24 protein-coding genes are annotated in these 21,838 nt (G+C 38.5%); 11 read left to right on the top strand and 13 right to left on the bottom strand.

The window, feature by feature from the left end:
• The first annotated feature begins 85 nt into the window (after positions 1-85).
• The 11 genes from aspS to HXT20_RS03515 all read left to right on the top strand — a co-directional run bounded on the left by aspS (position 86) and on the right by HXT20_RS03515 (position 13,609).
• Positions 86-1,882, top strand: a complete 1,797-nt coding sequence (gene aspS / locus HXT20_RS03565; RefSeq protein WP_004111605.1) for an aspartate--tRNA ligase — start codon at positions 86-88, stop codon at positions 1,880-1,882.
• Positions 1,883-2,098: 216 nt separating this feature from the next.
• Positions 2,099-2,869: an amino acid ABC transporter ATP-binding protein gene (locus HXT20_RS03560; protein ID WP_004137994.1), complete on the top strand. Its 771-nt coding sequence runs from the start codon at positions 2,099-2,101 to the stop codon at positions 2,867-2,869.
• Between the two features lie 55 nt (positions 2,870-2,924).
• Complete coding sequence (locus tag HXT20_RS03555; RefSeq protein ID WP_020759719.1) at positions 2,925-3,797, top strand: glutamate ABC transporter substrate-binding protein; 873 nt, start codon at positions 2,925-2,927, stop codon at positions 3,795-3,797.
• A 1-nt stretch (position 3,798) separates the two neighbouring features.
• On the top strand, positions 3,799-4,476 hold the full coding sequence (locus HXT20_RS03550; protein WP_422114245.1) for an amino acid ABC transporter permease: 678 nt from the start codon (positions 3,799-3,801) through the stop codon (positions 4,474-4,476).
• Positions 4,477-4,481: 5 nt separating this feature from the next.
• Positions 4,482-5,585, top strand: coding sequence for an amino acid ABC transporter permease (locus tag HXT20_RS03545; protein WP_004117853.1), 1,104 nt, complete (start codon positions 4,482-4,484; stop codon positions 5,583-5,585).
• Between the two features lie 163 nt (positions 5,586-5,748).
• Positions 5,749-7,176: a UTP--glucose-1-phosphate uridylyltransferase gene (locus tag HXT20_RS03540; RefSeq protein WP_004115085.1), complete on the top strand. Its 1,428-nt coding sequence runs from the start codon at positions 5,749-5,751 to the stop codon at positions 7,174-7,176.
• Between the two features lie 252 nt (positions 7,177-7,428).
• Positions 7,429-9,354, top strand: a complete 1,926-nt coding sequence (locus tag HXT20_RS03535) for a helix-turn-helix transcriptional regulator (protein ID WP_415685800.1) — start codon at positions 7,429-7,431, stop codon at positions 9,352-9,354.
• Between the two features lies 1 nt (position 9,355).
• Positions 9,356-9,721 (top strand): hypothetical protein, encoded by a 366-nt coding sequence (locus HXT20_RS03530; RefSeq protein ID WP_102720695.1) that lies wholly within the window; start codon positions 9,356-9,358, stop codon positions 9,719-9,721.
• Between the two features lie 54 nt (positions 9,722-9,775).
• Complete coding sequence (locus tag HXT20_RS03525) at positions 9,776-12,427, top strand: DEAD/DEAH box helicase (protein ID WP_415685801.1); 2,652 nt, start codon at positions 9,776-9,778, stop codon at positions 12,425-12,427.
• A 90-nt stretch (positions 12,428-12,517) separates the two neighbouring features.
• Positions 12,518-12,865, top strand: coding sequence for an RNA polymerase-binding protein RbpA (locus HXT20_RS03520; protein WP_004111625.1), 348 nt, complete (start codon positions 12,518-12,520; stop codon positions 12,863-12,865).
• Positions 12,866-12,910: 45 nt separating this feature from the next.
• A complete protein-coding gene (locus HXT20_RS03515; RefSeq protein ID WP_004117864.1) occupies positions 12,911-13,609 on the top strand; it encodes an HAD hydrolase-like protein in 699 nt (232 codons plus the stop codon).
• A 45-nt stretch (positions 13,610-13,654) separates the two neighbouring features.
• Here the strand turns inward: HXT20_RS03515 and HXT20_RS03510 are convergent, their stop codons facing one another.
• The 13 genes from HXT20_RS03510 to HXT20_RS03450 form a co-directional block, all read right to left on the bottom strand.
• Positions 13,655-14,734: a protein rep gene (locus tag HXT20_RS03510; RefSeq protein WP_065189614.1), complete on the bottom strand. Its 1,080-nt coding sequence runs from the start codon at positions 14,732-14,734 to the stop codon at positions 13,655-13,657.
• Positions 14,735-14,875: 141 nt separating this feature from the next.
• Complete coding sequence (locus HXT20_RS03505) at positions 14,876-15,574, bottom strand: zonular occludens toxin domain-containing protein (RefSeq protein ID WP_018639282.1); 699 nt, start codon at positions 15,572-15,574, stop codon at positions 14,876-14,878.
• Positions 15,571-15,861, bottom strand: a complete 291-nt coding sequence (locus HXT20_RS03500; RefSeq protein ID WP_018639283.1) for a hypothetical protein — start codon at positions 15,859-15,861, stop codon at positions 15,571-15,573. The genes HXT20_RS03505 and HXT20_RS03500 overlap by 4 nt, the downstream gene beginning before the upstream one ends.
• A 2-nt stretch (positions 15,862-15,863) precedes the next feature.
• Positions 15,864-16,817, bottom strand: coding sequence for a hypothetical protein (locus tag HXT20_RS03495; RefSeq protein WP_018639284.1), 954 nt, complete (start codon positions 16,815-16,817; stop codon positions 15,864-15,866).
• 28 nt (positions 16,818-16,845) lie between these two features.
• Positions 16,846-17,220, bottom strand: coding sequence for a hypothetical protein (locus HXT20_RS03490; RefSeq protein WP_032840178.1), 375 nt, complete (start codon positions 17,218-17,220; stop codon positions 16,846-16,848).
• A gap of 154 nt (positions 17,221-17,374) precedes the next feature.
• Positions 17,375-17,578, bottom strand: coding sequence for a hypothetical protein (locus HXT20_RS03485; RefSeq protein WP_004130852.1), 204 nt, complete (start codon positions 17,576-17,578; stop codon positions 17,375-17,377).
• A gap of 14 nt (positions 17,579-17,592) precedes the next feature.
• Entirely contained in the window at positions 17,593-17,757 is a 165-nt protein-coding gene (locus HXT20_RS03480) for a hypothetical protein (RefSeq protein ID WP_004130853.1), read from the bottom strand.
• A 167-nt stretch (positions 17,758-17,924) separates the two neighbouring features.
• Positions 17,925-18,449: a MerR family transcriptional regulator gene (locus HXT20_RS03475; RefSeq protein WP_004120637.1), complete on the bottom strand. Its 525-nt coding sequence runs from the start codon at positions 18,447-18,449 to the stop codon at positions 17,925-17,927.
• Positions 18,449-18,889, bottom strand: coding sequence for an FHA domain-containing protein (locus HXT20_RS03470; RefSeq protein WP_004111634.1), 441 nt, complete (start codon positions 18,887-18,889; stop codon positions 18,449-18,451). Before HXT20_RS03470 ends, HXT20_RS03475 begins: the two co-directional genes overlap by 1 nt.
• A gap of 18 nt (positions 18,890-18,907) precedes the next feature.
• A complete protein-coding gene (locus tag HXT20_RS03465) occupies positions 18,908-19,810 on the bottom strand; it encodes a DUF881 domain-containing protein (RefSeq protein ID WP_004120636.1) in 903 nt (300 codons plus the stop codon).
• A gap of 1 nt (position 19,811) precedes the next feature.
• A complete protein-coding gene (locus tag HXT20_RS03460; RefSeq protein WP_004111642.1) occupies positions 19,812-20,144 on the bottom strand; it encodes a small basic family protein in 333 nt (110 codons plus the stop codon).
• A gap of 11 nt (positions 20,145-20,155) precedes the next feature.
• The gene (locus tag HXT20_RS03455) at positions 20,156-21,187 is read right to left on the bottom strand and encodes a DUF881 domain-containing protein (protein ID WP_422114244.1); all 1,032 of its coding nucleotides are present in this window, start codon (positions 21,185-21,187) and stop codon (positions 20,156-20,158) included.
• 42 nt (positions 21,188-21,229) lie between these two features.
• Positions 21,230-21,832, bottom strand: a complete 603-nt coding sequence (locus HXT20_RS03450) for a CDP-alcohol phosphatidyltransferase family protein (RefSeq protein WP_004115092.1) — start codon at positions 21,830-21,832, stop codon at positions 21,230-21,232.
• Between the last annotated feature and the right edge of the window lie 6 nt (positions 21,833-21,838).

The raw sequence follows: 21,838 nt of genomic DNA, 5'->3' as shown, positions 1-21,838 counted from the left end.
CAATATTTGAACGCGCGATTCATGCGGTAAACTATTAAAGTCAAAACAAAAATTAACAAAATTATTTAAACAAGGAAGTGGACTTATGAGCCAGACGGCGTATCGCACACACCATGCCGTTGAAGTGACTGAGACCTTGGTCGGACAGAACGTAACCATTGCTGGTTGGGTTGATCGTCGCCGTGATCACGGTGGCGTCGCTTTCGTAGATGTTCGTGACAACACAGGTTTAGTGCAGGTTGTTATTTACGATGAGGAAACTGCGCGACCATTGCGTAGTGAATTTGTTGTTCAGGTTACTGGCGAAGTTCGCCTGCGTCCAGATGGCAATGAAAATGACCATTTAGCAACAGGAAAAATCGAAATCGTTGCGAATAAAATGACAATTCTCGCTAAGTCCGATGCGTTACCATTCCAGGTTTCTACAGCATTGGAAAACGAGTCTGAAAACAAGCTTCCTAGCGAAGATGTTCGTTTGAAGTATCGTTATCTTGATTTGCGCCGCCCATCAATGCAGCGTAATCTAAAGCTTCGCTCTGATATGGCTAAGGCAGCTCGTCACGCTTTGGAAGATATGGACTTTACAGAAGTAGAAACACCAACGTTTATTAAGTCCACTCCAGAAGGCGCTCGCGACTTTGTTGTTCCAGCACGTTTGGTTCCAGGATCTTGGTACGCTCTTCCACAGTCTCCTCAGCTTTTAAAGCAGTTGCTTATGGTTTCTGGTGTTGAGCGCTACTATCAGCTTGCTCGCTGCTATCGTGATGAAGATTTCCGTGCTGATCGTCAGCCTGAGTTCACTCAGCTTGATATGGAAATGAGCTTTGCAAGCCAAGAAGATGTTATGGCTATGGCAGAGCGCGTTATTGCTGCTATTTGGAAGGAAGCTGGTCACGAGATTACTCTTCCTTTGCCTCGAATCACTTGGCAGGAAGCTATGGATAAGTACGGTTCCGACAAGCCTGATTTGCGTTTTGGAAACCCACTTATTGAGTTGACTGACTTCTTTAAGAACACTCCATTCCGCGTGTTCCAAGCTCCTTATGTTGGCGCTGTGCTCTTTAAGGGCGGTGCAGATACACCTCGTCGTCAGTTTGACGCATGGCAGGATTGGGCTAAGCAGCGTGGAGCTAAGGGCTTGGCTTATGTAGTCTTTGGTGAAGATGGTGAGCTAAAAGGCCCTGTTGCTAAGAATCTTAGCGAAGAAGAGCGTGCAGGACTTAAGGAAGCTGTTGGTGCGCAAGATGGCGATGCTGTATTCTTTGCAGCAGGAAGCCGTGAATCTTCTCAGCTTTTGCTTGGTGCAGTTCGTGTAGAGCTTGCAAGCCGCGCAGGATTGCTTCACCCAGACGAGTTTGCGTTTACTTGGGTTGTTGACTTCCCATTGTTTAAGCGCACAGATGATCCAGACGATGATGATGTTGCAGTTGGCCATTCTAAGTGGACTTCTATGCACCATCCATTTACAATGCCATCTGCTGATTGGATTGATAAGTTCGATAAAGATCCAGAGCATGCAATGAGCGATTCTTACGATATCGTGTGCAACGGTAACGAGATGGGCGGTGGCTCCGTTCGTATTCACCGCGACGATATTCAAGATCGCGTGCTTGATGTTCTTGGAATCGACAAAGCGGAAGCAGAAGAAAAGTTCGGCTTCTTGCTTGAAGCCTTTAAGTACGGTGCTCCACCTCACGCTGGTATTGCTTTGGGCTGGGATCGTACTGCTGCAATTCTTGCAGGCGCAAGCTCGATTCGCGACGTAATCGCCTTCCCTAAGGCTGGCGGCGGACGCGACCCTCTAACTGGCGCTCCTGCTCCAATTTCTGACGAACAGCGTGCTGAAACTGGCGTCGATTACGATCCAGAAGAAGACGAGTAATCGTAAATATAATAGAATGCAATAATTTACAATTTAAATATTGCTAATAAATGCCGTTAAGTTGTGTGATTGTATTAGGAAATCCGAACTTAACGGCATTTTTAAACTAAAATTAACATTTTGGTATCATTTTTATTGTTTTCCGTAACTTTATAAGCGTTTAAAAGTAACTATTACGATAAACGCATGTAACAAAAGAACATTAGAATCCTTTTTATGGATACTAAATTAAACAACACAAAAAAAGTAGCACAGCCGTTGGTGGAACTTAGCCATGTTGAAAAACACTACGGTAAGCTTCACGTTTTAAAAGATATTAACTTGACTGTTAATAAAGGCGAAGTGCTTGTTATTATTGGACCTTCTGGTTCTGGCAAGTCAACAATGTGCAGGACGATTAATCGTCTTGAAACTATTGACTCTGGAGACATTCGCATTGATGGTAAGCCTCTTCCTCAAGAGGGAAAAGAACTTGCCGCATTGCGTGCAGAAGTAGGAATGGTGTTCCAGTCTTTTAATCTTTTTGCAAACAAGACGATTCTAGAAAACGTTACGCTTGCTCCTATTAAGGTTCGTCATATGGAGCAGCAAGAAGCAGAAAGTTTGGCAATGGATCTTCTTGCTAGAGTTGGTGTTGATAATCAAGCTAACAAAATGCCTTCTCAGCTTTCTGGAGGTCAGCAGCAGCGAGTGGCAATTGCTCGCGCGCTTGCAATGCATCCAAAGGTTATGCTTTTTGATGAGCCTACATCTGCGCTTGATCCAGAAATGGTTAACGAAGTTCTTGATGTTATGGTTGAGCTTGCAAAAGAAGGAATGACCATGATTTGCGTTACTCACGAGATGGGTTTTGCACGTAAAGCTGCAGACAAAATCGTGTTTATGGCAGATGGCAGAATTCTTGAGCAAAATACACCAGAAGAGTTCTTTGAAAATCCAAAGACAGACAGAGCAAAAGACTTCCTTTCAAAGATTTTGACTCATTAATTTGACTCGTTTTTAAATCATTAATAGCGATTTTTTAAATCTTTAAGAGGTAGTTATGAAATATTTACACAATATTGCGCTTAAGTGTAAGCGTTACAAACTGGGATTAAGACATACATATCGCGCAATTTTATCTATGATTTGCGCATTGTGCTGCGTTCTACCACTTAGCGCTTGCAGTCAAAATAGTCGCAACGATGTAATACGCATTGGCATTAAGTTTGATCAGCCTGGTCTTGGCTTTAAAAAGTCTGGAACTTACGTTGGTTTTGATGTAGACGTTGCAAAGTACGTTGCCAAAAAGTTGGGTTACTCCGAAGATAGGATTGTTTGGAAGGAATCGCCTTCAAAACAGCGTGAAGCAATGCTTCAAAATGGCGATGTAGATATGATTGTTGCAACATATTCCATAACAGATGCTAGAAAAAACACTGTTTCTTTTGCTGGACCATACTTTATTGCAGGTCAAGATTTATTAGTTCGCAAAGACGAGCATAAAGTAAGCGGTCCAGACGATTTAGACGGAAAGCGTTTATGCTCAGTAACTGGTTCTACGTCTGCAATAGTTATTAAAGAGAAGTACTCTTCAAAAGTTCAACTTATGCAACAGCCTGGCTATGCAGAATGTGCAACAGCATTATTCTCTGGAATCGTAGACGCTGTTACAACAGACGATATTATTCTCGCTGGTCTTGCTACAGCATCTAGAGGCAGACTAAAGCTTGTTAGTAAGCCATTTACTGAAGAGCACTACGGCATTGGCATTAAAAAAGGAAACACTAAGCTAGCTAAGCGCATTAATAATGCTCTTAAAGACATGATTAAAAATGGTTCATGGAAAAGAGCTTTAGACGATAACATGCGCGGAACTGGTTTTAAGCCAAACGCAAAGTATAATCCGCCAGTACCAAATGAGGGGGAGGAGTAAAATGCAAGACTTTGTGCAATTATTTACTTCATACAATATTCCAGGAGCATTCTTGGTGAATATTGAAATCACATTGTGGAGCGTGCTTTTTTCAACGATTCTTGGTGTGATTCTAGTTATGATGAGGATTTGCCCAATTCATTCGCTTCGAATTATTGCAAGCGCATACGTTGAGTTCTTTAAGAATATGCCTCTAACAATAATCATGGTATTTATGGTTCTTGGCGTGTATGCTCAGCTAAAGCTCGGTTTTTCAACTGTTTTTAGCGTAAACTTCTTCTGGCTTGCTATAGCTGGCTTGAGTTTTTACACTTCAGCATTTGTTTGCGAATCTTTAAGATCTGGCTTAAACACTGTACCTTTGGGTCAAGCAGAAGCATGTAGGGCGCTTGGGCTTAACTTCTTCCAATCAGCTTTTAATGTGATTTTGCCTCAAACATTTTGCGGATCTGTAGCACCTCTTGGAAACACTTTTATTGCGTTGCTTAAAAATTCCACTGTTGCTGCAGCTGCATCTGTTACGACTGAAACATCTACTCTTATGAGTGAGATGATTGAAAGGCATGCAGATTTGATTGTTCCAATCTTTTTGATTTTTGCGTGCGGATACATTGTGTTGATTATTCCAATCGGTATTTTCACAACTTATTTGTCTAATAAGCTTGCGGTTAGAAGGTGATGAAAATGGCAAAAAAACAAGAAAAATCTCTGTTATTTGATGCGCCTGGGCCTAAGGCTTTAAAAAAGATTCGCATTGCAAATATTGTTGCGTGCGTTGTGTTTGCGCTTATTGTTATTGCTTTGCTTTTAAGACTTAGCAATCCTCCCGAAGGCGAAAATCAGCTTTCGTGGGATTTGTGGAATCCAGCTGTGGAATCAGAAGCGTGGACTGATTTTTATCTTCCAGGATTGTGGATGACTCTTAAAGCTTCACTTCTTGCTGTTGTAGGCTCAATAGTTTTTGGACTCTTGTTTGGTCTTTTAAGACTATTGCCTAGCTTGATTCTTCGTAGCATTTCTGCCGTTGTAGTTGAGTTTTGCCGAGCTGTTCCAGTGCTTTTGCTTATGATTTTCCTTTGGAGAGGATTTGCGTTTGCTGGAATAAGTGGCGCGTCTTACTGGGCCGTTGTGTTGTCTTTGATTTTGTACAACGGTTCCGTGGTCGCAGAGCTAGTTCGATCTGGTGTTGGAAATCTTCCTAACGGTCAGCGTGAAGCATCTTTAGCTCTTGGACTATCTCAATATCAGTCTTTAACACAAATCGAAATGCCACAAGCTATATTCGCAATGCTTCCAGCAGCTGTAACTCAGCTTGTTGTCGTGTTAAAAGATACTGCATTAGGTTCCATAATCATGTACACTGATTTGCTCCAAGAATCTAGACGACTTGGATCAATGTACTTTAATATTTTGCAAACTTTGACTGTTGCTGCAGTTGTGTACTTCTTGATTTGCTGGGCGCTTTCTTGGTTTGCTGAATGGCTCCCATCAAAGCTTAGTAGCAGAACAGCAGCTCCGACTGAGCCAGAACCCGTTGCGCCAATCGCAATTATGGATCCTTCTAACGTGAATCAGATTGCTGTTGCTAAGGAAGTTAAAGAGCTTCCGTACGGTGGAACTCCTAGAAAGTACCACGTGCATCATCGCGGTACAAACGCTTCTATTCACCATTGGCGTCGTACTCGTTACTTGCAAGGCTATGATGAGCATCATCTAGAAACTGGTGACGAGAATTTAGATGATAGTCAAAATACTAACCAAGATAAAAATAATAAAAAGCATGATTAATTCTAATTTTTAGATTAATTATGAATAATAGCGCAATGGGTTTGATTCCGCCTGTTGCGCTATTTTTTTGATGTTTAGTAATAAAATCAATTCACCTTGTTTGCAACATGTAGATTGAATAGATAAACTATTAAACATAATGCATACAAGGAGGCTGTCTTAAATGGGCGACACTTTTGAATTGTCCGCTGCAAAGATGCGCGAACAAGGTATGAGTGAGATTGCGATTAATCAATTTGCACATCTTTATGACTCGTGGATTAATGATAAGTCTGGTGAATTTATTCGCGAAAACACTGTAGAGCCTATTAAGAGTGTTCCAAATTTTCACGAAATTTATGAGACTATTGATCATGATAAAGCTGTAAACGCTTTTGCAAAAACAGCGTTTATTAAGCTTAATGGTGGTTTGGGAACGTCTATGGGATTGTCGTGCGCAAAATCTTTGTTACCTGTCCGTAGGCACAAAGCTCGACAAATGCGATTTATAGATATAATAATCGGTCAGGTTCTTACAGCACGCCAACGCTTAGGTGTTGATTTACCCCTTATTTTTATGAACTCTTTCCGCACATCTAAAGATACATTACAAGTTCTGAAGCGTAATCGTAAATTTTCTCAAGAAAACATTCCTGTTGAAATTATTCAGCATCAAGAACCGAAATTGCTAGAGGAAACCTGTGAGCCAGTTTCTTATCCAGAAGATCCTGAGTTAGAGTGGTGTCCTCCAGGTCATGGAGATATTTTCTCTACAATCTGGGAATCAGGATTGTTAAACGTTTTGAAGAAAAATGGTATTGAATATTTATTTATTTCAAATTCGGATAATTTAGGTGCTAGACCTTCTCGTACTCTTGCTCAGCACTTTGAAAACACGGGTGCTTCAATAATGATTGAGGTTGCTAAGCGTACTCAAGCCGATCGTAAAGGTGGTCATATTGTTAGAGATCTCGAAACTGGAAGAATGATGCTTCGAGAAATGACTCAAGTTCATCCAGAAGATCGAAGAAGTGCTCAAAGTATTAAAAAACATCCCTATTTTAATACAAATAATATTTGGGTTCGCGTTGACGCATTGCAAAAAAAGTTGGAAGAATACAATGGAGTTCTTCCTCTTCCTGTGATTTGCAATAGAAAAACTATTGATCCTACAAATGAAAAAAGCGAGAAAGTTATTCAGTTGGAAACTGCGATGGGTGCTGCAATTTCGCTTTTTAATGATGCTATTTGTGTAGAAGTAGATAGAATGAGATTCTTGCCTGTCAAGACAACTAATGATTTGTTTATAATGCGTTCAGACAGATTCCATCTTACTGATTCTTATGAGATGGAGGATGGCAACTACATATTCCCAGATATTGATCTCGATCCTCGTTATTATCGAAATATCAATGATTTCAATGAAAGATTCCCTTACTCGGTACCTGCTTTAGCTGCTGCAAAGTCAGTTACTATTCGTGGTGATTGGACATTTGGTAATCAGGTTTCTATGTTCTCCGATGCTGTTTTAGAAGATACTGGAGAGCCAAGCTACGTTCCAAATGGGGAATTTGTTGGGCCTCAGGGTATTGAACCAGATGAATGGGTGTAAATAGCGTGTGAAATTTGGGAATTAAAAAATATTTATGGCGTGTCGCGCGTGAAATGGCTTGTTTTCAAGGGTTTTCTCACCCTTGACAATAATAAAATAAGAAAAATCATGAGTTTTTTTAAAAATGTCCACACGTATAGCAAAACACCATTAAAATAGATAAAGTGTGTGTGGAGGATTTAGCGTCTTACATTAATCGCAGATTCTCTATGCATGGAAGGAAACTACAAAAGAAACGATACGTGAGGACCAATGGCAGAAGGAAGTAACGGAAGACGTCGTTTTTCCGATAAGTGGGGCAAACATGAGCTAGATGTGCTCGCGGTGTTGTCTTCCGCATTTCCACAATGGCTGACTTCGCGTCAGATTGCACAACGAGTTAAAGCTTATGCTGATTCATATGGAGAGCTTGCTGATCAGGCTGCTAAGGCAGCTTTTGCCAAGCAGTTCCAAAGGGATCGTGCAAAACTTGCGGCTATGGGAATTGCAATTGAGTCACGACAGCCAGAATATTCTTCCAAATCCGAAGGGCAAGATTTTGCATCTTATAGATTGCAGCTTGGCGATGAGCCAAGAGTTCGTATACGTTTCGAGCAAGAAGAACTTCCTGTTTTGGCTGCTGCCAATTATTTGGCTAGGTCTATGTCCATTTCTTCTTCTGAATCTCGTAAAGTTGAGCAACAGCATTCTTCTGCGTCTCGCACAGCTCCGAGAGTTCCTCAAACTCCTATACCTGGACTAGGTCTTGATTCTATCGCTCCAGGTCTAGGAACTCAGACAATTCCAGATGCATTAGTTAAGGTTATTGATTCACGTAGATTCGCTGCAACAGTTGATGTTGATGGAGAGCATTTGAATGTTGCTTATACTGATTCAGATGATTTAGCGATGTTTGTTCTTGAACATCCAGGTTCTTGTGTTGTAAGTCCACAAGAAGCAGTAGATGCATTCCATCGTAGACTTAATGCTGCAACGGAATTTGTGTCTTGCGATGAGGATTATGTTGAGCAAGACGATTTATCGCAAAATAGTTCTGACGATAATAAGGATTTGTCTGGCTCTGAGCCAGACAAATCACGCCAAAAGAAAGCATCTTTCCAAACTGGCAGTGAGGTTGATCGCAGACTTCGATTAATGCTCTTCCTTTCTGCACATCTTGGTGAAGAGTTCCCATTGGATGAGCTTGCTGTTAGATTTATAGGCAAGCCAAAGAGTGAAGATGAACTTCGTAGATTTGTTGCTATTTTGCACAAAGATATCAATACTCTTACGACTGTATCTGATGATGGAGAGATGGCTGGTAGTCAGTTCTTCGATATTGATTGGTCTTTGCTAGAAGCTGAAGGAATTGTTTCTGCAACAAATTCATTAGGGCTTGAGCGCTTGGCTGGCGTTTCTCAACAGTATATGAGCATGTTGACCGCATCAGTTAATTATCTTGCTCATTCTCCGCTTCTTCCTGTTGAACAGAGAGACCAGGCTAAGGCTTTGTATATGCGTTTGCGTAGGCATGTGCGTCCAGGTGAAACTCCTTGGCTGAGCCTTACTGGTTATGAAGTAGAGCCTAGAAACTGTTCTATAGTTCGTAGCGCTATTAATGCTGGTGCTCTAATTGACATGGAGTATACAGACGGAGCTGGCAGAACTCGTAGGAAAGTTGTTGCACCTTCTAAGATTTTTGTTGATGAAGGCGTTTATTACGTTGCAGTTTGGACTGATGTTGAAAATCAGGCTCCAGAAGATAAACGTAGTCTAGTTGCGAAGGATACTTCTATCAATAAGGCAAATGGTTTGCCTAGAATTTGGCAAGTTCTTCGCGTTGCTCGCATTGAGCATGCAGAGGTAATTACGCCTGTTTGCCCTGTAGAAATTCCAGATGTTCCTATTAGCGAACTTCGTAAGTGGAGTTTTGACAATGGTACGCAAACATGCTTTATCACTGATGAACCTGATTTAAACTTCTTAAAGAGTCTTTCAGGTGCTACGGTTGAGCCTTGTGGGAGTGGCGTTAAAGTTCATTTGACTGTTTGCTCAGATTCTTGGTTTGTTGCTTTCTGTATTGCGCATGCCCGTCATATTAAAGCTGTTTCTCCAGAAACTTTGCGGACTATGATTATTGCTCGTGCTCAACGTGAATTGAGTGTTGATCATAGCGATTCTCCTATTGTGGAGAATTAAAATGCCGTGGTGGATTTGGATTATTATTACGCTTTTCATGCTTTGTATGATTGCATGCGGGACTGTTTTCGCTATTAGAAATGCTTTTAGGATTTTTGAAAATTCTTCAAGTTTTCTTGAAAAAGTTTCTTCTTGCTTTGAAAGACTTCAAGACAATAATGATTCTTTAGATAATGATACAAGCCCGCTATTCACTCGTCCTATAAAGGATGCGGCACGTAGATACGAGCATACTCGAATTAAGGTTAATGAGCGTCATAATCGTATAAGAGAAACCCATAAGTCCATTTGGCAAAATTGGAATACAAAGTCGTTGCGTCAAGAAGATATTGATAATCCTAATTTTAAAGAGTCAAAAGAATCTTAGTGAATTGCGAACTTAAAATTATTTTGATTTAAGAAGAAAGAACTAAACTTTTTTATGTCTAAGACGTCATATCGCAAGAAAAAGAAAAATGATATTCTTGTTGATTCAAACGATTACAAGAATGATTCTGAAATTCCTTTATCTCCAGCTGAACGGTTTAATTTGTTTAAGCAAACTATTAAGCACTCTCGAACTATGGCTGCAAAATTTGAACAATCTTTAAGTTTTGATTTAGATGATTTTCAAGCAGAAGCAATTGATGCACTGGAAAATGGAGATAATGTTCTTGTGGCAGCTCCTACTGGAGCAGGTAAAACTGTTGTTGCTGATTTTGCTGTTTTTCTAGGCGTAAATCGTGGGGTTAAAACATTTTACACAACTCCTATTAAGGCTCTAAGTAATCAAAAATATCATGATTTTTGTGAAGTTTATGGAATAGATAGAGTTGGACTTTTAACTGGAGATACTTCGGTTAATCCAGAAGCTGATATTGTTGTTATGACTACAGAAGTTTTACGCAATATGCTTTATGAACGTTCAATTACTCTTAAATCTCTTGGATTTGTTGTTTTAGATGAGGTTCATTATCTTGCAGATAAGTTCAGGGGCGCTGTGTGGGAAGAAGTTATTATTCATCTTCCTCAGAGCGTTAAGATTATTGGTCTTTCTGCAACTGTTTCTAATGTAGAAGATTTTAGTGCATGGATTTCTTCTGTGCGCGGAGAAACACATTTGGTTGTAGATGAGCATCGTCCTGTTCCACTTGAAAGACATGTTATTATCCAGAAGGATGGACGCACAGAGCCTGAATTACTTAACTTATATGATGTTGATAAAAATGGTAATAGCACCAATCATGTAAATCTTGCTTTAACAAGAAAAATCACTCAATGGGAGAATGCCTCTTTACGACGTAAAGCATCTTATCGTAATGTAAATAAACGTTTTAGCAAAGGCAAGTTTTCTAAGAATAAGTTTTCTAACAGATATGATAATTCATCTAAAAGTAATAGGGGAGAAGTTGCTGTTAGACACACCCCTAAAAGATGGGCTGTTATAGATGAGCTTGATTACCTTGATATGCTACCAGGAATATATTTTATTTTTTCTCGTTCAGGATGCGATCAGGCTGTTCAACAATGTTTAAACGCTGGATTATCTCTTACTAGCGATGAAGAAATGTATGAAATCCGCAGAATAGTTGATTCTATGATTGCGGAAAATAAACTAAGCAAAAGCGATTTAAAGGCACTTAGATTTGAGCGTTTTAGGTATGCTCTTGAACAAGGTTTTGCAGCTCATCACGCTGGTATGATTGCTATTTTTCGCCATATTGTAGAAACGCTTTTTGAACGCGGTCTTATTAAGGTTATTTTTGCTACAGAAACTCTTGCTTTAGGTTTAAATATGCCTGCGAGAAGTGTTGTTGTTGAAAAACTCGTTAAATTTGATGGTACAGGTCACGTTCCGCTAACTCCTGGTGAGTTCACACAACTTACTGGTCGCGCTGGCAGACGTGGCATAGATGATATTGGTCATGCAGTGTTAATTGACAATCCTGATTTTGATCCTTCTAAGGCTGCATCCTTGTCTAGTAAACGTGTGTATCCTCTTCATTCTAGCTTTGTTCCTACATTCAACATGGCTGTTAATCTCCTAAATAATAGTGATGTTAAAACTGCTCGCATAACTCTAAGCAGTTCTTTTGCTCAATGGGAAGCCAATGCTTCTGCTCAAAGGCTTTTAAGTCGTGTTGAGGATCTTAAAGAAGCTATTAGCGGTTACGAACAAGCATTTCATTGCACTCAAGGTGATTTTTCTGAGTTTATGACTCTTAGAATGCGTCTTAAAGATGCTCAACATGATCAGCGCAGAAAACTTAAGCACACAATATTTGCTAGTGAAGTTGAACGTGCTAAAGCTTTTAAAGAATTAGATAAAACTATCGATACCTTACGCAACGAGGAGCGTAACCATCCTTGTGCAGGATGCCCAGATATTCAAGAACATTTACACTGGGGTTATTATTGGGCTCGAGAAATGCGTGAACTAAATCAGGTTAAGGATCGCTATAATTCTCGCACTGGCTCAGTTGCAAGATGTTTCGATAATATTTGTGAAGTACTTTGTAGATTAGATTATTTAAAAAATACGAACGATGCTTTAGTGTTAACAGACAAGGGTCAGTTGCTTCGTAGACTTTACAACGAGCTTGATGTTGTTTTTGCTCAATCAATTTGTGAAGGAATTTTTAATAATCTAACTCCTATTCAATTATTGTCTTGTTTATCTGCATTAGTGTATGAATCTAGGGGTCCTGCTGGGGGAGAGCCGCGTAGGTATCCTGGAGGATTAAATGCGCCTGTATTCAATACAGTTTTAAAGATGAAAGAATTATTTATTCGTATAAGTGATATGTGCTTGAATAATCATCTTGATGCTTTAAGACCTCTTGATTTTGGTGCAATCGATATGATTTATGATTGGGCTCAAGGTGCTGATTTACTCGACATATTGCAAAATACTGACATAACTGGTGGTGATTTTGTCAGATTTGCAAAAAGACTTATTGACTTACTTAATCAACTTGCTGTTGCTAGCGAATATTTGAAAATATTGCCTAACGTAGATGATTCTTTAGCTCACAATGCTTATGAAGCAGCTAAACTTATTAATCGCGGGGTAGTTGCTTATTGTGATGTTTGATATGTTATTGATATATCATGGTATACCTTTGTGTATCGTCCGTGCAATTCGCTAGCTTTATAATGAAAACAAAAAGGAGAATAATATATTATGGCAGAGCGCAGTTTACGTGGAATGAGTATTGGAGCTAAATCATTGGAATCCGACGATAATGTTGATTTCGCTGCTCGTAACGATGTTGCATATGTGTGCCCTAAGGGTCACAGAACGATTCTTCCATTTGCTCAAGGTGCAGAGATTCCTGAAGAGTGGGAATGCCGTTGTGGTGCATTAGCGCATAAGGAAGGCGATGCAGACAGACCAGATGATGATTTTAATAAGCCAGCTCGTACGCATTGGGATATGCTTTTAGAGCGTAGAAGTGAAGAAGAGCTTAAAGCTTTACTTGATAAGCGTTTAAAGATGCATCATGAGGGTTGGATTCCTGATTACGAGTGAGAATTATTTTTATAAACAAAACACTTCTAAGGGAAATAAGCTGTCATGAAAGTTGTTCTTCTTGATTTAGATGGTACTTTAACACAATCGCATGCTGGTATTATTGCGTGCGCTAAAAAAGCGATGTCTGATCTTGGTATGCAGATACCTGATGATACTGAAATGTTGCGTTTTGTTGGACCGTCTATACTTGAATCTTTTCAGAGGAATCATATGCCTAAAGAATTGCAATCTGAAGGCGTTAAATTGTATAGGAAATATTATTCCGAAGTTGCAACTTTTATAGATCCTGATAATCCAAATGGTGATATGATTACTGGGAATTTTTTGAACAAAGTTTATGATGGTATCCCTGAACAGCTTAAGTTGCTACGAAAGTCTGGTTATTATCTTGCTACTGCATCTTGCAAGCCTGAATATCAAGTTAAACCAATTTGTGATCATTTTGGATTGACAAACTTGATTGATGGTATTTATGGTGCTAGCAAAGATATGTCTAGGATTAATAAAGATCAAGTTATTCGCTATGTTTTTGAAAATATTGGATTCAATCCTTTACGGGATCGTGCTTTAATGGTTGGCGACCGTTGGACGGATGTTGATGGCGCTTTAGCATGCGATATTGATTGTTTGGGTTGCTCTTGGGGTTATGCCGAGCCTGGTGAGCTTAAAACTCACGGAGCATATCGTATTATCGACAGTGTTTCTGATTTGAATAATGCCATTAACGAGTATTTTGAATAATTTTGAAATATTATTTGTTTTTCGTGCTGAAAAATATATGAGTATTTATCCGATAATGTCTCTTACGTCATCTGTAGACTCAACAAAAGCGAGTAATTGGGGAGCTGTACCGTCTTCGCGTATGACTTCCCAATCGTCTTTTGAGATGAAGAAAAGTGTATCACGATCACTGCGCTGTTCTAAGATTTGTTCGTCGTCTAAATCTTCTAGTGGTAGCATGTCAAAAAGACCGTGTGAAAAATGCATTTGTCGTTTGTAATGACTAGCTTTCTCATACTCACGAAAAATAGCTATATCTTGCTTGTTTTGAAAGTTGTCTTCTTGAATATCAGCAAGTATCTGAAACGGAGTGCGAGAAGACTTAACGCGAGCTTTTTTGAAGTTACCTAAAGTTAATTCTTTAGCAATATCTCCGTGAACTTTGCTGACATATTTGGCGACTATGCGTTCTGTGCCGTCTTTGCAAATTTGCCAATCCATGCCACCAGACGCAGCAATAAAGTCACCACCGAATTTTTGAAGAAATAAACCAAACTTAGCTGCAATATAATCGCGAATAGTGTCACCACGTTTATTACAGTGATAACCTTCAAAAGTTCGAGTAGTTATAAAAAGAATATGAAAATGAACATGCCAACCATTGTCACCATAAGTAACTTCTGTAGCTTTTACAGAACCAACGACAATATTATTACGAAAATTCATAAAGCCAGACATAGATTGCAAGCGAGCATATGCAGCACTGATATTTTTCCATAAATCAGCAAGATTATCGCCTTTATGATGACGTTGAGTCAATGTCAATAAGCTCACTACGTAGTTATTGCGCTTAGCCCAGTCAACCAAAACTTTTAGTTGTTCAACACGATAATGTGAAATTTTTGCAGAGCAAACAGGACAACACCAAACATTCGAACACGTCGAAAGACCACCGAATGTGGCAGACCCGTCTGATCTTACTTTTTGAACCGCAGCAGCATGATTAATAACATGCCCACAATCTTTCAACGTATGCTTAGAAGCAATTTTCTGCATTGTAGAGCGTAAAGACCAGAGCATATTGAAAGCTTTTTCCGAATTACCAAGAGCTTGGCGAAGCTTGTGAGACTTGATATTTACTGTCATTTCAATTATCCTTAAAGAGAAATTGTATTGATTATGCTATTATAAAAAAATTATGATAATACTGCAACCATTGGTTGCAGTATTATTTTGCCGTCTCGAACTGCGCACAGTACTGTGCGAACAGTTCGGACGGTCTGATTTTTACGCACGGAGAAGTGCGTGTTTGGGAAGGTTGATTTGAATTGCGGATGACGACGAGTCCGTAGAGCGTGTAGAAGTGTGTGAGTATTCGTCATTGCGTGCGATACGCTGGTATGTGTCATAGAGTGAAGTTTCTCGTTTTGTCATATGAAAAACATACGTATACAATTTTTTAGCTACATATGCGCCTTGTAATTTATCATAAGAAAGTGTTTCACCATCTGATACATCATTAACGATAATAGTACGTAATAAGCTATGGCAATTAACAATTGTTTTTACCTGTTTACGTAAACTAATGTCGAGTTCTTCCCATATTTGTGAAGACATAACAATATGGAAACGATTTTTACGTTGTTGAGAGATCGCAGCAAGAAAATCAAGACTAATACCACGTTTCTTATTAAAAAATAGATGCGCTTCATCAAGAAGAAGTAATAACCCTTTATCACCAACGGTCATATTAAGAATGTTTTCTAATTCATCATTCGTAAAAAACAGATTTACACGTGGATGATTAATAATAATATTACTATAGCATATGCAATCCGGATAATCTTTTAAAATTTTAAGCGCATAATGTACCATACTAAGAGTTTTACCAGATCCTTGAAAACCCTTATACACGCGCGTTCCTGTAGGAAAACCTGTAAAAGCTTTAGGTGACTTATGCCTAAAAGACTCAAAATCTATTTTCATTGAAATATCTCCAAAACCCAACTAGCCGCAAGATTAACTAAATACGCCACATACACAGTAAACTTAAAAACAATTAAAGAAGAAATAAAAAGTATTGTCCAAACAAGCGGTGGCGCAAAACGATGAAGAAACCAAAAAGCAATACTAAAAGCATCAATAACAAGCGAAACATCAGGAAACGGAATAATAGAAAATAATTTAAACAAACCAGCAAGAAGAACACCAAGTGCCACAAAAATAGCAGTAATAACAGCAGTACGAATACCAACACGAACAAAATCAAGCATACCTACACTCCTAAGAAATCAAAAACCATACTCAAAGACATAGAACGCTCACGCCAAGCACGCACAAGCTCAGGCATTAGACGAAGCAATTTAGCAAAACAACGTAAAGAAATATAAAAAAGGGGGAGAGCTTCTAACGCAATAAGCCATGCAGGAGGAGCAGGAATAGCATCAAAATCAAAATCCAATTTTACACCATTATATGATGCACTAATATTAGGAGGTTTAGGAGATGTAGTAAAAAGATTCGTAAAAAGCGAAGAAAGCTTACTAACATTATTTTCAGCTTTTGTATCATTATCACTCTTCTTAGAAAACTCATTTTTCTTTTTTTCTGCATCAGCATTAGCTTGCTGTTCTTTTTTCTTCTGTTCTTCTCGATCACGCTCCTGATCTTTCAACAACTTTTCTAACTTATGTAATTCAGTTAAAACTTTACCAGTGCGTATATCTTGATAATCATTAATTGAACGAAACCAAGTAAAAATACCATCAATTTTAGAACGAATATCAGCAAGCGTATCATTCACATTAATGAGACGATTAGAAAGCGTAGAAAACCAATTATTAAACTGATCCAAATACGCCTTAATATCAGCAAGATTATCACCCCGAATACGAAAAGCAGTAATGAAATAATTAGCATCATTTTGAAGCTTAGCCACAGACGATAAAGCGCAAGAAGAAGAAAGACACTTAAAATACGCTGTCTTAGCAGCAACATCAAGCTGTAAAAGGGAAGAATAAGGATAATTCGATAAAGCACCCCACTTCACGCCAAACGAAGTATCAGAATTCAATTGATGAATCGAAACAGCAACAATATCACCAGCTTGCAAACCAACGGGATAAATAGCATCAATAGACATAATTTGTCCACGAGCTAAAGCAACCGCACCAGTACCTAAATTTGAAAGAGAACCATTAGAAACAGTAATGTTACCATTAATGGGCACGCTATCAACAGGAGTATTAATAGAAGCATTAGCGACGGTCGGAACGCAAACGACGAGGAAAAATAGGACGCACAATAAGCCAAACAATCGAACAAATAATCGTCGTACATAACAAAGCATCAGTAACGAGTTCTGCCGTAAAAAAATGAGTAGAGGGCTGCACTTGTACCGAATACGTCTCATAATTCTCACAAGGAGAACGACTATCATAGGTTTGCGCATACGAAGATAAAAACCACTCATCAGCACTTACACCAGCCTTAACATATACAGCATACTTACGTCTCGATGACCAATCACCAGCACGATAAGAAAACAAACGATTTGTATCAACAATACAAAACGAATCACCATAAACAGGCTTACTTAAACCTTTAGTATTACGAGAATCAACAAAACGCATTATGATCTATACAATAAATCAAAAATCCAGGAAAGGATAAGCCATGTACAAATAGCAGGAACGGCAAGCGGAACAAGCGTCTTTCCTAACTCAACAATAACATCATAAAAAGGTTGAAAATCATACATAGCTTATCCAATGACAACAATAAACGTTAAATATTAGCTTTACCTTTAGAAACGCCTTTAACCAATTTACGGATAATACGGTAACCAAAAGAAAAAACCACAACAAGACCAATAAGAGCACCCGCTGCAGTTAGCTCATTCCACATTGCTCCAGTATTCCAAGCAGTTTGAAACGAAGCAATCCAACCAGCCATACCAGAACCATCAGCTAAAATTTGTGCAGAATACATAATAAAACTCCTTACTAAATAACAACATTTTTAGAATCAAATAAATACTTAACTTCAAGAGGTTTCAAAAAAAGACGAGAAATCTCTTGACCAGCAACAATAACAGCAACATAATCATAAGGATTATTCGCCTTAGACGTTGCATGCACAAGTCGCAAAGTAGCATTAACATCAGTCATTTAATCACCCCCTTTCAATTATCTAGATTTTAGTTTTGGAACATCTTTAAGATTGAGATATAGTGTTAAACCACGAGAACTAAGCCAACGACGACAATATCCGATAATGTACGTTATGTCAGATTAGATATATTTTAGGAATAAAAGATACAAATATATTAAGAAATTTACTTAGATAATTCAGAGTTTAAATCAGCTTTAACCTGTTTAACAATACGACCAACAGCGATAGCAAAAACAGCTGTACCACATTCAAGCATATCTCGCATATTTTCCTGATTACTATCGCATTCAACAACAGATTGGCCATCGCAAATTATAGTCATATTTTCGAGATGCTTTACGCTAAAACAATTTAAAAACACTATAGCAGTAGTCACATTAGTAAGATTTACTCCAGCGTCTAAAAGTCGCTTAGAAACAGCCATAATTGCAATGTCTTTAAAGGAATATAAACGACGAGACCCAGAACCATGAGACGGATTAATAGAAGGTTCAATTATGTGTTTACGCGCCCAATAATCAAGTTGCCTATATGTAATACCAGCGATATTCATAGCAACACTTCCACGGTATCCTGTGGAATACTCTTCATCATCCGAAAATGAAAACAGCTCCCCCTGCGTTGGTTGATGATCATGCTTTAAAGAATCAGCCAACGCACTATCTTCAGGAGAGTTTTCAAAAGTCATTATCGTTTAGTAACAGCGTCACACGTAAAGAACATTAATCGGAACTTGCCAATCATAATTTCGTCACCATTATGAAGAATAGCTTCATCAACACGGTTACGATTAACATACGTTCCATTTAGGCTTCCAGCATCAGCAATGCTAAAAACAGTACCATTTCTACGAAAAACAGCATGAGCTCTAGAAACAGTAGAATCGTCTAGCATAATATCAGCTCTAGAATCTCGTCCAACAGACACGACGTCCTCATCTAGTAAATAACGCGATCCAGAAACTGCTCCACGTGTAGAAATAAGCAAAGCGGTACCAGGAAGCAGCTTTGCTATAGTATCTAAATCATCCTGTCTAAGAGGACGATCTGCATTAGAGTTTATTGGAATGGTAATAGCTGGCATACCAATAATGGTTGTTTCGCCAGCAGTAGGAATCGGTTCAGTCATAATTGCTATTTTACCTTCTTATTCGACTGGTTTTGCATATTGATACTGTTTTGGTTCGCGTGTCGAGCGAATTTCAACCTCTTCAGGCGTTGAAACATATACGGAAGCACCGAATTTAACTTTTAATCTAGATCCAACTCCCCCAGCAATGTTTACGGCGTTTTGCAAGTTCTGAGGTTCGCCAATAGCTTTAACAACATATGGAGGATTAATCTCAATTGCATCACACAATAACCCATGCTTAGTGTCAGAAATATAGCTAGAAGTCACTATACGTATGTCGTTAACAGACATAACCTCAACTCCAGCATTACGAAGCTCTTCGAGCAGTTGAAACATTGTAGCAGCATCCACACGCTCTTTTTCTCCGGCAGTAATGTGAATAATTACTCCCTTACCAACAGCTGGAAGACGACCAGATATTAAACCACTCGTCTGAGAATTCTGCTTAGCAATTCTAGCAGCTTCCTCCTGTTTGTTAACAGACGCTTTTAAAGAATTAAGCTGGCTAGTTAACTCAAACTTTCGCTGCTCTAGATTTTGTATTTGCGAATTAGTTTCTGTAATTAAACGAGTAAGCTCATCCTCACTCATCGTCTGATACACAAGTGTACTTCTATTAACTTGAATCATATAAGCAAATCCAAGCAATGCGCAAAGAAGCATAACAAGTAAGCCAGTTAAAATACGCGTACGCGTAATATGACCTTGCAATGAAGGCTTATTTTTTCGTTTAACAATCGGGAAAGAACCTGTTTGTGTACGGTCACTTTCGCGATCTTTAGCATGCTGACGATGCAATTTTCTGACGATATTGTCAATATTTTTATCAATATTTTTGTCAACATTTTTATCAAAAGTATCGTCTAAATTGTCGTTCTTTATGCTATTTTTTGATGCATTAGAAAATGGATGACGCATATCAACCTCTAAATATAAAACGACGTATTGCAGAAACGTTAGAGAAGATTCGTATTCCTAATACAACAATAACAGCAGTTTGCAATTGTGCTCCAACTCCAAGTTGATTTCCGAGTAAAACTAAAAGAGTAGCAGCAATAACATTCGAAAAGAATGAGATAACAAACACCTTATCAGAGAAACTACGCTCAAAATAAGCTCTTGCAGCTCCAAGCAGAGCGTCCAAAGCTGCAAGAACCATAATCGGCAGATAAGGTTGAATAACTACTGGAATATCAGGATGTACAACAATCCCAATAAGAGCACCCAAAATCAATCCAAGAACAGCTGTCATAACCTATTTTCCTATCTCCTACTCAATAATTCTTTTGCAAAATTAATTTCACCAGTTCCAGCAGCGGAAAGTCTAAGCGCATTTGACTTAGAAATTTGCGGATTAATACCTGCATCGCTAAGAGAAACAAACCACGGAGAGCGCTTTTGAGAATTTAACTTTTCGATAAGACTAGAACTATCTCCAATAGCCTCAATCGTATAAGGGCTTTGAGTCTGATTAACACCTATAAGAATAGTTGACCCAGCAGTACGGATCGACGTTTGAGCGCCAATTCTATGACCGTTTATTGATATTGCTTCTGCACCTGCATCCCAAAGAATAGAAACAAAAATCTGAATATCTCTATCGGTAACAACCCTAATTCTTGCTCCCTTAGCCATTTCTCTAGGAATATTACCGCTAGAAACGTCATTGTTTGTAGAAATAGGATTAGCAATAGTTAAAACAATTCCAGACCCTATAACGCCATGTGTACCATTCGTCATATTGTCAGATTTATCAACTTGATTTTCATAAGGAGTATTAATCCTTTTTGACTCACGATCTACACTCGTACGCAATCTAGTCACATCTTTAACAAGATTGTCAAAACGACTCGTGCGAGAAGTAAGCTCGTTAGCTAGCGATAAACGTATGGCTTTACGAGAATCCGTATGCAATTTTTGCACAAATTGACTTCCCACAGTGCCAAGAGCAACACAAATAATAAAAACAATTATTCTAGTAATCCAGATATTAATCTTACTAACATTCTGCTTATTAAGACGGGAATCCATAAAAAGAGGATCCACTGGTCTATTGCTTAAATCGTCAATTAAGCGTAATGAATAGTCTTCAATACGACGTCTTTTTTCATTATGGTTAGAAAAGTTATAACTTGAATTAGTCACATGATGAGGACCAAGAGCAAATACAGATTTGGAAAAAACTGCTCTGCGTTTTGAAAATAAGATAACGGTTGGAGCAGGAAAAGACTCTGGAATAACACTATTATCAGTGTTATTCACATCATGATTTAGATTAGAAGTCTTTTGCACCATAATATGTCCGTTATTCAAACCAGTTTATAATACTTATAATCCTTATTTAAACTTTTTTATTAATAGCTTATAGGCTTGAATGCAATACAATACTCCAGCAAACCAGTAAAGTGTTATTCCCCAAATTGCACAAGCTATCGCTGCAGCATACAAAATAAGCATTGGTTCAGTAGCAACAGCATAAACAATCATAAATAATACGATAGCAATCATCAATAATGCTGTTCCAGTTTTACCCATGAAATTCACTGGTAAAGGTCCATAATCATATTGTGCAAGAATAACAATCAAAATAGCCATTACTATGTCTCGCAAAACAACAAGAGCCAACGCCCACCAAGGTATAATCTTGGCAAACGCTAAAGCTAAAATGCTGCATGCTATTAAAAGCCTATCTGCAACAGGATCTAAAATCTGCCCTAATTTGCTAACCTGATTAAAAGTTCTAGCAATATAACCATCAACGCAATCTGAAAAAGCAGATATAGCAAGAACGATTAGAGCAACCCCCATTTTATTTTGCGCAATTAAAATGGCAAGATATGGTATAGAACATATACGCAGAAAACTAATCACATTAGGTACAGTAAAAACTCGATCAAGTGCTTCAGGACTGTACTCCTGATTAGAAATGAACTTAACCATACCTAT

It is taken from the genome of Gardnerella sp. DNF00109 (assembly GCF_049262845.1).
In the GTDB taxonomy this organism is placed as follows: Bacteria; Actinomycetota; Actinomycetes; order Actinomycetales; family Bifidobacteriaceae; genus Bifidobacterium; species Bifidobacterium vaginale.
This window is presented reverse-complemented; position numbering and strand designations above follow the sequence as displayed.

Coding starts and splice junctions, on each gene's coding strand:
- HXT20_RS03510 (WP_065189614.1), bottom strand. CDS start 14,734: ATGACAGTAAATATCAAGTCTCACAAGCTTCGCCAAGCTCTTGGTAAT.
- HXT20_RS03545 (WP_004117853.1), top strand. CDS start 4,482: ATGGCAAAAAAACAAGAAAAATCTCTGTTATTTGATGCGCCTGGGCCT.
- HXT20_RS03465 (WP_004120636.1), bottom strand. CDS start 19,810: ATGCGTCATCCATTTTCTAATGCATCAAAAAATAGCATAAAGAACGAC.
- HXT20_RS03505 (WP_018639282.1), bottom strand. CDS start 15,574: ATGAAAATAGATTTTGAGTCTTTTAGGCATAAGTCACCTAAAGCTTTT.
- HXT20_RS03540 (WP_004115085.1), top strand. CDS start 5,749: ATGGGCGACACTTTTGAATTGTCCGCTGCAAAGATGCGCGAACAAGGT.
- HXT20_RS03535 (WP_415685800.1), top strand. CDS start 7,429: ATGGCAGAAGGAAGTAACGGAAGACGTCGTTTTTCCGATAAGTGGGGC.
- HXT20_RS03530 (WP_102720695.1), top strand. CDS start 9,356: ATGCCGTGGTGGATTTGGATTATTATTACGCTTTTCATGCTTTGTATG.
- HXT20_RS03470 (WP_004111634.1), bottom strand. CDS start 18,889: ATGACTGAACCGATTCCTACTGCTGGCGAAACAACCATTATTGGTATG.
- HXT20_RS03515 (WP_004117864.1), top strand. CDS start 12,911: ATGAAAGTTGTTCTTCTTGATTTAGATGGTACTTTAACACAATCGCAT.
- HXT20_RS03485 (WP_004130852.1), bottom strand. CDS start 17,578: ATGTATTCTGCACAAATTTTAGCTGATGGTTCTGGTATGGCTGGTTGG.
- aspS (WP_004111605.1), top strand. CDS start 86: ATGAGCCAGACGGCGTATCGCACACACCATGCCGTTGAAGTGACTGAG.
- HXT20_RS03560 (WP_004137994.1), top strand. CDS start 2,099: ATGGATACTAAATTAAACAACACAAAAAAAGTAGCACAGCCGTTGGTG.
- HXT20_RS03555 (WP_020759719.1), top strand. CDS start 2,925: ATGAAATATTTACACAATATTGCGCTTAAGTGTAAGCGTTACAAACTG.
- HXT20_RS03500 (WP_018639283.1), bottom strand. CDS start 15,861: ATGCTTGATTTTGTTCGTGTTGGTATTCGTACTGCTGTTATTACTGCT.
- HXT20_RS03490 (WP_032840178.1), bottom strand. CDS start 17,220: ATGCGTTTTGTTGATTCTCGTAATACTAAAGGTTTAAGTAAGCCTGTT.
- HXT20_RS03450 (WP_004115092.1), bottom strand. CDS start 21,832: ATGGTTAAGTTCATTTCTAATCAGGAGTACAGTCCTGAAGCACTTGAT.
- HXT20_RS03480 (WP_004130853.1), bottom strand. CDS start 17,757: ATGACTGATGTTAATGCTACTTTGCGACTTGTGCATGCAACGTCTAAG.
- HXT20_RS03455 (WP_422114244.1), bottom strand. CDS start 21,187: ATGGTGCAAAAGACTTCTAATCTAAATCATGATGTGAATAACACTGAT.
- HXT20_RS03460 (WP_004111642.1), bottom strand. CDS start 20,144: ATGACAGCTGTTCTTGGATTGATTTTGGGTGCTCTTATTGGGATTGTT.
- HXT20_RS03475 (WP_004120637.1), bottom strand. CDS start 18,449: ATGACTTTTGAAAACTCTCCTGAAGATAGTGCGTTGGCTGATTCTTTA.
- HXT20_RS03525 (WP_415685801.1), top strand. CDS start 9,776: ATGTCTAAGACGTCATATCGCAAGAAAAAGAAAAATGATATTCTTGTT.
- HXT20_RS03550 (WP_422114245.1), top strand. CDS start 3,799: ATGCAAGACTTTGTGCAATTATTTACTTCATACAATATTCCAGGAGCA.
- HXT20_RS03520 (WP_004111625.1), top strand. CDS start 12,518: ATGGCAGAGCGCAGTTTACGTGGAATGAGTATTGGAGCTAAATCATTG.